Annotated in this window: 6 protein-coding genes and 2 riboswitches; of the genes, 5 read left to right on the forward strand and 1 reads right to left on the reverse strand. The window is 44.9% G+C overall.

Translation table 11 applies throughout. From position 1 onward, the window contains the following. Positions 1 to 16: 16 nt before the first annotated feature. A riboswitch (purine riboswitch) is annotated at positions 17 to 118 on the forward strand. Positions 119 to 627: 509 nt separating this feature from the next. The 5 genes from ACKA06_RS18860 to ptsG all read left to right on the forward strand — a co-directional run bounded on the left by ACKA06_RS18860 (position 628) and on the right by ptsG (position 9,168). Beyond that, positions 628 to 1,911, forward strand: coding sequence for an IS110 family RNA-guided transposase (locus tag ACKA06_RS18860; RefSeq protein WP_411160382.1), 1,284 nt, complete (start codon positions 628 to 630; stop codon positions 1,909 to 1,911). 594 nt (positions 1,912 to 2,505) lie between these two features. Then, complete coding sequence (gene guaA, locus ACKA06_RS18865; RefSeq protein ID WP_411160383.1) at positions 2,506 to 4,059, forward strand: glutamine-hydrolyzing GMP synthase; 1,554 nt, start codon at positions 2,506 to 2,508, stop codon at positions 4,057 to 4,059. 142 nt (positions 4,060 to 4,201) lie between these two features. Continuing rightward, a riboswitch (purine riboswitch) is annotated at positions 4,202 to 4,303 on the forward strand. 117 nt (positions 4,304 to 4,420) lie between these two features. Further along, entirely contained in the window at positions 4,421 to 5,755 is a 1,335-nt protein-coding gene (locus ACKA06_RS18870) for an NCS2 family permease (RefSeq protein ID WP_032085379.1), read from the forward strand. A 184-nt stretch (positions 5,756 to 5,939) separates the two neighbouring features. After that, positions 5,940 to 6,782 (forward strand): glucose PTS transporter transcription antiterminator GlcT, encoded by an 843-nt coding sequence (glcT, locus tag ACKA06_RS18875; protein ID WP_032085378.1) that lies wholly within the window; start codon positions 5,940 to 5,942, stop codon positions 6,780 to 6,782. 304 nt (positions 6,783 to 7,086) lie between these two features. Then, positions 7,087 to 9,168 carry a glucose-specific PTS transporter subunit IIBC gene (ptsG, locus tag ACKA06_RS18880; RefSeq protein ID WP_032085377.1) on the forward strand — a complete coding sequence of 694 codons (2,082 nt, stop codon included), beginning with the start codon at positions 7,087 to 7,089 and terminating at the stop codon, positions 9,166 to 9,168. Positions 9,169 to 9,368: 200 nt separating this feature from the next. Here the strand turns inward: ptsG and ACKA06_RS18885 are convergent. Then, on the reverse strand, positions 9,369 to 9,580 hold a 212-nt coding region (locus ACKA06_RS18885), incomplete at its 5' end, for a hypothetical protein (protein WP_411160384.1).

Below are 9,580 nucleotides of genomic sequence, written 5' to 3' on the forward strand. Positions count from 1 at the left end.
TGATGTCAACTTAATAATAGAGTTCGTTAGCATCCTTCGTATATCCTCGATAATATGGTTCGAAAGTTTCTACCCGGTCACCGTAAATGACTGGACTATGAAGGCAGTGTTCTATTTAGACATCAACGTATGCCCAAAAACTAGAATCCTGCCTTTATACAGGCGGAGTCTAGTTTTTTTGCTTTTTTGGCCATTAATTGCCGCTGTTGATTTCCGTGCAAGACTTTGCTTTCCGCGGGTGACCCGTGAGCCTCCTCGGCTATCGCCTCCGGGGTCTCACGTTGGTCACTTCTCCCGCAGGAGTCTTCGTCTTGCACTCCAATCAACAGCTGGAACAAGATATAACAACTGTTGGCTTCCAATTAAAACAAGCAAGCTATGTGGAGGTTTTTGGAAGAAATTCTCTAAATATTACCTCAGAGTGGATTGGAGCGGAAGGCACTTGACTCCGACGGAAGATTGAGGAAAAGTCGAGACCCCACAGGCGGAACGCCGAGGAGCATTCCTGTTATAAAGTAAATTGCGTTTATATCGAAGTTTTTGCGATGTGCATAAAAAAAGCCCCCCTGGTACGATAGAGAGTGTCATGCATGACCTCGAATTAAGTACCGAAGGGAGACTTCAATTATGGATTTTACACAAAATGAACGACTTAAGCAAATTAATGAACAAACGCTGATTATAGGAATTGATATCGCCAAACATAAGCATGTTGCCAGGGCGATTGATGATCGGGGAATTGATTTATCCAAGCGCCTGATATTCCCTAACTCAAAAGAAGGATTCAAACTGTTACTCGAGTGGGCGAAGGATTTAAGCGTACAAACATCCCGGCCCAACTTGTTGATCGGTATGGAGCCTACAGGTCATTATTGGATGAATCTAGCCTACTTTCTAAAAACTCATGGTGAAAGCCCCGTTGTGGTAAACCCGATGAAGGTGAAAAAATCAAAAGAACTGGATGATGATTCGCCCACCAAAAATGACACAAAGGATGCGAAAGTCATCGCTCAAGTCATGCGAGCGGGTCGTTATCATGAGCCTACCTTACCTGAGGGGTTGTATGCCGATTTACGTGAAGGAGTCAAACTTTTTGACATCATCCAAGAAGATTTGTCATCCATAAAGGCTCAAATTCATAATGCACTGGATCGCTATTTTCCTGAATTCTTAACTGTCTTTAAAAAGTGGGATGGGAAAACAGCTTTATATTTATTGAAGTGTGGATATCTCCCACAAGATCTTCAACATAAGGCAGAAGATGAACTTCTGAAAGAAGTGAAAACATCAGTAACAAAAAATGTTGGCATAGAGCGTATGCGCCAACTGAAAAAGGCAGCTGCCTCCAGTATTGGACTGACCGTTGGTCTTCGGATGGCTCGTGAAGAACTTCGCTATCTTGTGGATCAGTATGAATTACTAAACTCTCGTCTAGAAGCCCTTAAAGAAGAACTCGAAGAGCTTGTTCGAATGGTTCCTGGCGCCGATAGTATGATGGCTATAAAGGGTGTCGGGCCTATGACAGTCGTTGGCTTTTTTGCCGAAATTGGTGACCTTTCAAACTATAGAGATCCACGACAAATTATTAAATTAGCAGGACTCAACTTGATGATGAACCAATCAGGCAAACATAAAGGACAAACGACCATCACAAAACGCGGGCGGCGGAGATTACGCACCATTTTATATCAAGTCGCTCGCCCACTAGCTTTTCATAATAAAGGGTTCAAGGCCTTACACAATTACTACAAACATCGAAGAAACAATCCTCTAAAGGGGAAACAGTCTTATGTCGCTTTAGGTCGTAAACTGATTAAAATTCTATTTGTGATGGGGACACGGAAGTGTGCCTTTAGTGAAGAACGCATGCTTCGGGATATCCCGCACATTACGGAAGTGCAGGCTGCTTAACAGGTAATAGGTTATTGGTTACACATTCTACTTTAGTCTTTTTTAACGTTTTCTTAGTAAGTCAAACGAAGCACGGATAAGCCGGTCACCATTCCGAGCATTAGGGCATAGACCCACCCGAGGAGCATATCCGGCATCCACACATGGTCAGGTCGAACGAAGGAATTTACGCGCATAGACGCCGAGAGAAATGGGAGGGTCCACCACCATGTCGCTTGTGGAGATCCAAAGGTGCAATCATATTTTAGTACCTATTATTGGAAATTATCCTTTCCGGTTTATTAAAGTGCCGCGTGTGTTTCCAGATATATTTAAATTTGGATGTATCTGTTTGGCCATGCCGTGTCTCTTCTGTTGAACACTTAAGAAATCCGGAGAAAAACAAAGATATTTTAAGTAACCTACCATTATCGTGAGGGAGGCTCGACTTCCTCCCCGCGGAAAGCAAGTGCCTGCAGCGGAATGGAACGGTCTCGGTTAGGGCTGGACACAGAACACAATTTTTTATGGAATTGCTAACAAAAAGGATGTATTTGTGGATGGTAAGGGAATCATACACAAAAGAGAGATAAATAAATGGATGAGGTGAACTGAATGCTAGGTAAAGAGGAATTGCATAATCAGGAAATGATCGTCGTTTTAGACTTTGGAAGTCAATATAATCAGTTGATCACACGAAGAATCCGTGAATTCGGGGTGTACAGCGAGCTGCACCCGCACACCATCACCCTTGAAGAAATCAAGGAAATGAATCCGACAGGGATCATCTTCTCCGGTGGTCCGAACAGTGTATACGGTGAAAACTCGTTCCGTTGTGATGAACGTATCTTCGACCTTGATGTCCCGATCCTCGGCATTTGCTACGGCATGCAGCTGATGACGATGCATTTCGGCGGTAAAGTAGAACGCGCCAAGCACCGTGAATACGGGAAGGCTGCCATCAATATCGAGAAAACATCGAAGCTTTTCTCCGGCCTTGAAGATGAGCAGGTTGTCTGGATGAGTCACGGGGATCTTGTTGTAGAAGCCCCTGAAGGTTTTGAAGTGAACGCAACAAACCCGTCATGCCCGATTGCTTCAATGAGTAACGAAGAGCAGGGGCTGTATGCTGTACAATTCCATCCGGAAGTCCGCCATTCTGTACACGGGAATGAAATGCTCAAGAACTTCGTATTCGAAGTGTGCGGCTGTGAAGGCGACTGGACGATGGAAAGCTTCATCGACATGGAAATGGATAAAATCCGCCAGGTCGTCGGAGACAAAAAAGTTCTGTGCGCATTGAGCGGCGGAGTGGATTCTTCTGTCGTAGCAGTCCTGATTCATAAAGCGATCGGCGATCAATTGACTTGTATCTTCGTGGATCACGGCCTTCTTCGCAAAGGGGAAGCGGACAGTGTCATGAAAACTTTCGCTGACGGCTTCAATATGAACGTGATCAAAGTGGATGCTCAGGACAGATTCCTGGACAAGCTCAAAGGTGTATCCGATCCGGAACAGAAGCGTAAAATCATCGGTAACGAATTCATCTATGTCTTTGATGACGAGGCAACAAAATTGGAAGGTATCGATTATCTTGCTCAAGGTACCCTGTATACGGATATCATTGAAAGTGGAACAGCGACTGCACAGACAATCAAGTCCCACCACAACGTTGGCGGGCTGCCTGAAGATATGCAGTTCACACTGATCGAACCTTTAAATACATTGTTCAAAGATGAGGTCCGCGCATTGGGCTCAGAGCTTGGCATTCCGGATGATATCGTCTGGAGGCAGCCGTTCCCTGGTCCTGGTCTTGGAATCCGCGTACTCGGAGCGATTTCTGAAGAGAAGCTTGAAATCGTGCGTGAATCCGACTATATCCTTCGTGAAGAGATCAAGAAGGCCGGTCTTGACCGCGATATCTGGCAGTATTTCACCGTTCTTCCTAATATCCGCAGTGTCGGTGTCATGGGTGATGCGAGAACATATGATTACACAATCGGCATCCGCGCCGTCACGTCGATTGACGGCATGACATCCGACTGGGCACGCATCCCTTGGGATGTTCTTGAAAAAATCTCGACCCGTATCGTAAACGAAGTCGATCACATCAACCGCGTCGTGTATGATGTAACAAGCAAGCCGCCTGCTACGATCGAGTGGGAATAAGCTTCTTAACTAAATAAAATCAGCTCCATCGGAAGGTTGCTGTGTCTCAAACCGAACATTTTATGAATTATTTTTATAAAATGTTCGGTTTTTCTATTGACCGCGGCTGTGTTCGTTGGTACAATAGTCATGTCTTAATAAATCTTAATAGTAATTGTTACGTCGTATAATTTCGGGAATAGGGCCCGAGCGTTTCTACCAAGCTACCGTAAATGGCTTGACTACGAGGTAATTGATAGATGGACTTCGTATTACTGCAAGTCCCTTCTGTTTTTTATCTTACAGTCAAAGCTCTGAACTCTCGGTAGTTCAGAGCTTTTTTATTTTGAGATCTGCGACGGCACGAGGGAGGAGTAAGGATATGAGGAATTTCTTTCAGTTTGAACAACTTGGAACCAACTACAAAAGAGAAATAATCGGGGGACTGACAACATTCCTTTCGATGGCTTATATTTTGGTGGTCAACCCGTTAACGTTGACCCTTCAATCAGTACCGGACCTGCCGGACAGCATGCGTATGGATGCCGGAGCGGTATTTGTGGCAACCGCGCTTGCGGCTGCAATCGGTTCATTGATCATGGGGCTGCTCGCGAAGTATCCAATTGCGCTTGCACCGGGAATGGGCCTTAACGCATTCTTCGCCTACACGGTTGTGCTGACTATGGGTGTTTCCTGGCAATCCGCACTAACAGGCGTTTTAATTTCAGGGTTGATTTTCATTGCCTTGACCCTTACCGGAATACGTGAAAAAATCATCAATTCCATTCCTGCAGAACTGAAGTTTGCAGTTGGAGCAGGAATCGGGCTGTTCATTACATTTGTAGGTTTTCAGAATGCAGGAATCATTGTCAATAATGATGCTGTTCTTGTAGGGATCGGGGATCTGACACACGGAAACACGCTGCTTGCGATTTTTGGTCTTGTCATTACGGTCATTCTGATGACAAGAGGCGTCAAAGGCGGGATTTTCATCGGGATGGTCGCGACTGCGATCGTTGGGATGATCGTCGGGCTCATCGATACTCCGAAAGGTATCGTGGATGCGGCGCCGAGCCTGTCGCCGACATTCGGGGCTGCGCTTGATCCGCTGTTCAACGATGCGGGCAGCATTTTCACCATCCAAATGCTCGTTGTCGTTCTTACATTCTTATTCGTTGATTTCTTTGATACGGCTGGTACACTTGTTGCCGTTGCAAACCAGGCAGGATTAATGAAAAACAATAAACTTCCGCGCGCCGGCAAAGCATTATTCGCGGACTCTTGTGCGACAGTGGTAGGGGCTATTTTGGGTACTTCAACCACTACGTCATACATCGAATCTTCCGCGGGGGTTGCGGCAGGGGCAAGAACAGGGTTTGCTTCAGTCGTCACCGGAATTCTATTCTTGCTGTCAATCTTCTTCTTCCCGCTCCTAGCGGTCATCACTGCACCGGTCACAGCACCGGCATTGATCATCGTAGGGGTCCTGATGGTTTCATCGCTTGGTGAAATCGACTGGAAGAAGTTCGAAATCGCAGTACCTGCATTCCTGACGATCGTTGCTATGCCGCTTACCTACAGCATCGCCACAGGTATCGCAATCGGATTCATTTTCTACCCGATCACGATGATGATCAAAGGGCGCACGAAAGAAATCCACCCGATCATGTACGGACTGTTCGTCATCTTTGTACTGTATTTCATTTTTATTGCTTAACATATTCTTTAAAACTGATCTCTCTTTGAGGTCAGTTTTTTCATTTAAAAAGAGGATGTGACGGAAACGGAGAGAATGTAATACTCAAAGGGAAGTTATATTATTGATAAATGTGTTCATTTTCGTTAAAATCATGAAATCGGATACTTGTCGAAAATGGTCGAAATGATGGGGAGAAATTCATATGTCTACTTTGAGTGTTAAAAAAACATTGAATAACAATGTTCTGATCGCCGAACATGAGAGTTACGGAGAAGTCGTGCTGATCGGGAAGGGAATCGGGTTTAACCGGAAAAAAGGAGATCCGATTCAAAACGATATAGCCGAAAAAATGTTCGTCCTTAAAGGAGAGAAAGAACAGGAGCAGTATAAAAACCTTCTGCCTTTCCTTGATGAGAACATGTCCAATGTAACCATCTCTGCCATCGAACTTATAAGGGAGAGGACAAATTCGTTCTTGAATGAACACATCCATATTGCCCTGACCGACCATATCCTCTTTGCCATCAACAGGCTGATGAGGGGCATGGAAATCCGGAATCCTTTCCTGGTGGAAACAAGGACTCTTTATCCTTTTGAATATGAAATCGCACGTGAAGTAGTGGAAATGATCAACGATATGACCGACGTGAATCTGCCCGAGGGGGAAGTCGGGTTCATCGCCCTCCATATTCATAGTGCGATGATGAATAAAGATCTTTCCGAGGTGAACCAGCATTCCCAGTTGATATCAAGGCTGACGACCATGATCGAACAGCAGCTGGACGTGAAGATAAACAAAGAGAGTGTAGACTATATGAGGCTGGTCCGTCATATTCGATACACAATCGAACGCGTCCTCCGCGAAGAACGGGTGGAGGAACCAGAAAAAATTGCAAAACTGTTGAAAGAGGAATACCCTCTCTGCTATAATCTATCTTGGAAGCTGATCAAGATGATGCAGCAAACATTAAGAAAACCTGTTTATGATGCAGAAGCGGTGTATCTGACGATGCATCTGCAGCGCATACAGACTAAAGTTAAATAATGTACTTATCTATCTTACGTGTTACTGATTCGATCAGGCATGAGTAAAGAAGATAATTGAAACGTGTAAATTGGGGCAGTCTATCCCTATACGTTCATTATCCTCTTTTCTCATGCCTTTTTTCATGGCCAGCTCCGGCGCCTAGCCCCTCGAGACGTTTCGGACCGCCCAATGAAGTCAAAGAACGACTTCACTGGTCGGCCCAAGAGCGTTGGTCGGGGCTGAATGAGGCGCCTGCGCTTTTCTTGTTTGCTATCATCCAATCTGCTGAATAAAACCAATTATCAAAAGGAGGAAAACTCATATGTTTAAAAAGGCTTTTGGCGTTTTACAAAAAGTCGGTAAAGCACTAATGCTTCCGGTTGCGATCTTACCGGCTGCCGGGCTGCTGCTTGCATTTGGTAATGCTTTGCAGAACCCAACACTATTAGAAATAGCTCCATTCCTTTCAAACGGTGGAGTCGAAATGGTTGCCAGTGTCATGGAACAAGCCGGCGGAATCATCTTCGGTAACCTCGCGCTGCTCTTCGCAGTCGGTGTAGCCATCGGACTTGCCGGCGGTGAAGGTGTTGCCGGGCTGGCAGCAATCGTCGGTTTCTTGATCATGAACGTAACAATGGGAACCGTGGAAGGACTCGGCATTCCTGATGTTACAGGTGAAGGGGTAGACCCTGCATATGCACTTGTCCTCGGAATTCCGACACTTCAAACCGGTGTGTTCGGCGGTATCATCGTCGGTATTCTGGCAGCGTATATGTACAATCGATTCTTCCAGATTGAATTGCCATCTTATTTAGGTTTCTTCGCTGGGAAACGATTTGTTCCAATTGCCACTGCAGCATCTGCAGTCGTGTTAGGTCTATTGATGCTTGTCATCTGGCCGCCGATCCAAAATGGTTTGAACTCATTCTCAAACTTCATGCTTGGTGAAAACAGAGCATTTGCAGCATTCATCTTTGGTGTAATCGAACGTGCGTTGATTCCATTCGGACTTCACCACATTTTCTACTCACCATTCTGGTTTGAATTTGGTTCATATACATCTGAAGCTGGCAACATCATCCGTGGTGACCAGGCAATCTTCATGAAACAAATCCAAGATGGTGTGCAGGATCTTACTGCCGGTACCTTCATGACTGGTAAATTCCCGTTCATGATGTTCGGTCTTCCGGCTGCGGCCCTTGCGATCTACCATGAAGCGCGCCCTGAGCGTAAAGCGGTAGTAGCGGGTATCATGGGATCTGCTGCCTTGACATCATTCTTGACTGGTATCACAGAGCCGATCGAATTCTCATTCTTATTCGTAGCTCCTGTATTATTCGGGATCCATACAATCTTTGCAGGTCTATCATTCTTGACCATGCACCTGTTGGACGTAAAAATCGGTATGACATTCTCAGGTGGTCTGATCGACTACATCTTATTCGGTCTGATCAACCCGCAGACTAATGCATGGATCGTTATCCCTGTAGGTCTTGTCTTTGCGGTCATTTACTACTTCGGTTTCCGTTTCGCCATCCGTAAGTGGAACCTTATGACTCCTGGACGTGAAGAAGTGGAAGACGATGATGAAGAAGGTACAGCAGCAGCTGGTGGAGCAGGCGAACTTCCATATAATGTTCTTGAAGCGCTTGGCGGCGAAGAAAACATCGCTCATCTTGATGCTTGTATCACTCGTCTCCGTGTATCCGTTAATGACGCGAAAAACGTTGATAAGCCAAGACTTAAAAAATTGGGAGCCTCAGGTGTACTTGAAGTGGGTAACAGCATTCAAGCGATCTTTGGTCCGAAATCTGATACATTGAAATCACAAATACAGGATATTATGCGCGGTAAAGCTCCACGCAAAGCAAAAACAAGTGCAAGTGAAGAAGTAGAACAGCAAATTGAAGAAGTGAATCCAGAAGCTCTTCAAACAACTGAAGAAGAAAAGCACGAAAGATTTGTAGCGCCTATCACAGGTGAAATCAAAGATATCACAGAAGTGCCTGATCAAGTATTCTCAGGCAAAATGATGGGAGACGGTTTTGCGATCCTTCCAACAGAAGGAACAATCGTTTCTCCTGTAGACGGTAAAGTCGTAAATGTATTCCCGACAAAACACGCCCTTGGCCTTGAATCCAAGAACGGACGCGAAGTGTTGATCCACGTTGGTATCGATACAGTGAAACTTGAAGGAAAAGGCTTTGAGGCACTTGTAAAAGAGGGAGACCAAGTAGAAGCAGGTCAACCGCTGCTTGAAGTAGACTTAGACTTCATCAAAGAAAACGCTCCTTCTATTATGACTCCGATTGTATTCACGAACCTGAAAGAGGGTCAGCAAGTGACTCTTGAAAAGACAGGCAAAGTGAATCGCAACGATGAGGACATCATCAAGATCGATTGATTTTGTATTAAAAGCCCCTCCGCCTTAGAAAGGTGCAGGGGCTTTTATTTTATATAGAAGAAAAGGGTGCCGGGACAGGTGGGGAAGGGCATTGTAACCCCTGGTTGGAGCGTATTTGAGAGGGTGTATGAAACTCTATTAAAAAGTTTTGAATTAATTTATCGAAAACTGTTGACGCAACTCGAAATGGTTGATATACTTTAAAAACCGTCGCAAGTGAGACGCGGAACAACTTCATTTAATAGAAAAGCCAAAAAAACTTTTTTAAAAAAGTTGTTGACAAAACCGCTTGAAACTTGGTATGATGGTTGAGTCGCTTCAAACGAAGCAAGCAACAAATTGAACCTTGAAAACTGAACAAAACAAGACAATACGTCAACGTTAATTCTAGATTTACCGCAACGATTTAATC

Source organism: Rossellomorea oryzaecorticis (genome assembly GCF_045897515.1).
In the GTDB taxonomy this organism is placed as follows: Bacteria; Bacillota; Bacilli; order Bacillales; family Bacillaceae_B; genus Rossellomorea; species Rossellomorea enclensis.